The 2,225-nt window shown below is 62.6% G+C and carries 1 protein-coding gene; it reads right to left on the reverse strand.

Translation table 11 applies throughout. The annotated features are described in order from the left end of the window. Positions 1-2,080 (reverse strand): DNA-directed RNA polymerase subunit beta' (gene rpoC, locus AC6RA4_RS24980; RefSeq protein ID WP_500164945.1); only part of this gene is annotated, 2,080 nt, incomplete at its 3' end. Positions 2,081-2,225: the final 145 nt, after the last annotated feature.

Raw genomic sequence — 2,225 nt, forward strand, 5'->3', positions numbered from 1 at the left:
CCTTGTCGTTACACTTCGACCAGGCATCGACAACTTTGTTGTACTTTTCGCCCTGGGTGATCAGGCCGTCCATGTACTGCTGTTCGAAGTCCTTCACCTGATCGCGGGTTTCCTCGACCAGATCCCATTTCGCGTCGGGGATGACCATGTCGTCCTTGCCGAACGAGATGCCCGCCTTGAAGGCCTCCTTGAAGCCCATCGACATGATCTGGTCACAGAAGATGACCGACTCCTTCTGACCGCAGTAGCGGTAGACGGTGTCGATGACGCGCTGGACGTCCTTCTTCCGCAGCAGGCTGTTGACCAGGTCGAACGGCGCCTTGGCGTTCATCGGCAGCAGCGCGCCGAGGCGCACGCGGCCCGGGGTGGTCTCGAACCGCTTGACGATCTCCTGGCCGGTCTCGTCGATCTGCTTGACGCGGCAGGTGATCTTGGCGTGCAGGTGCACTTCGCCGGCGGTGAGCGCGTGCTCGACCTCTTCGATGTTCGAGAACACCATGCCCTCGCCCTTCATGCCTTCGCGCATGATGGTGAGGTAGTAGAGGCCAAGGATCATGTCCTGCGACGGCACGATGATCGGGCTGCCGTTTGCCGGCGACAGCACGTTGTTCGTCGACATCATCAGGACACGCGCCTCGAGCTGCGCCTCCAGCGACAGCGGCACGTGAACGGCCATCTGGTCACCGTCGAAGTCGGCGTTGAAGGCCGAACACACGAGCGGGTGCAGCTGGATCGCCTTGCCCTCGATGAGCTGGGGTTCGAACGCCTGGATGCCGAGACGGTGCAGCGTCGGCGCGCGGTTCAGCAGAACCGGGTGCTCGCGGATCACCTCGTCGAGGATGTCCCAGACCTCGGGGCGCTCTTTCTCGACCAGCTTCTTCGCCTGCTTCACGGTGCTCGACAGGCCCTTGGCCTCGAGCCGCGAGTAGATGAACGGCTTGAACAGCTCGAGCGCCATCTTCTTGGGCAGGCCGCACTGGTGCAGCTTGAGCTCGGGGCCGGTCACGATGACCGAACGGCCCGAGAAGTCGACGCGCTTGCCGAGAAGGTTCTGACGGAAGCGGCCCTGCTTGCCCTTGAGCATGTCGGAGAGCGACTTCAGCGGACGCTTGTTGGCGCCGGTGATGACGCGGCCGCGGCGGCCGTTGTCGAACAGCGCGTCGACGGCTTCCTGCAGCATCCGCTTCTCGTTGCGGACGATGATGTCCGGCGCGCGCAGCTCGATCAGCCGCTTGAGGCGGTTGTTCCGGTTGATCACGCGGCGGTACAGGTCGTTGAGGTCGGAGGTCGCGAAGCGGCCACCGTCCAGCGGCACCAGCGGACGCAGTTCCGGCGGGATGACCGGGATCACCGTGAGAACCATCCACTCCGGGCGGTTGCCGGACTCGAGGAAGCTCTCAACCACCTTGAGGCGCTTGATGATCTTCTTCGGCTTCAGCTCGCCGGTGGCCTCCTTGAGGTCGGCACGCAGCTGCTCGGCCTCGGCCTCGAGGTCGATCTGGGCCAGCATCTCGCGGATTGCCTCGGCGCCGATATTGGCGGTGAAGGCGTCCATGCCATAGGCGTCCTGCGCATCGAGGAACTCGTCCTCGGTGAGCATCTGGCCATAGGTCAGGTCGGTGAGACCGGGCTCGATCACCACGTAGTTCTCGAAGTAGAGCACGCGCTCGAGGTCACGCAGGGTCATGTCCAGCATGAGACCGATGCGCGACGGCAGCGACTTCAGGAACCAGATATGGGCGCAGGGCGCGGCCAGCTCGATGTGGCCCATGCGCTCGCGGCGCACCTTCTGGAGGGTGACTTCGACGCCGCACTTTTCGCAGACGACGCCGCGATACTTCATGCGCTTGTACTTGCCGCACAGGCATTCGTAGTCCTTGATCGGGCCGAAGATGCGCGCGCAGAAGAGGCCGTCACGCTCGGGCTTGAACGTGCGGTAGTTGATCGTCTCGGGCTTTTTGATCTCGCCGTAGGACCACGAGAGGATCCGCTCGGGCGAAGCGAGCGACACCTTGATCTCGTCGAAGACCTTGGGCGGGGTCAGCGGGTTGAACGGGTTGTTCGTCAGTTCCTGGTTCATGTCAAAACCTTTGTGTCATGGCTGCGTCGGGAGAGGGCCCAAAATTCTTCGTACGAAGAATTTTGGGCGGAAGAATTTTCGAAGGAAAATTCTTCGTCACTCCTCCCCTTCCGCGTCCAGGAGTTCCATGTTCAGGCCGAGGCCG

Source organism: Salipiger sp. (assembly GCF_059781815.1).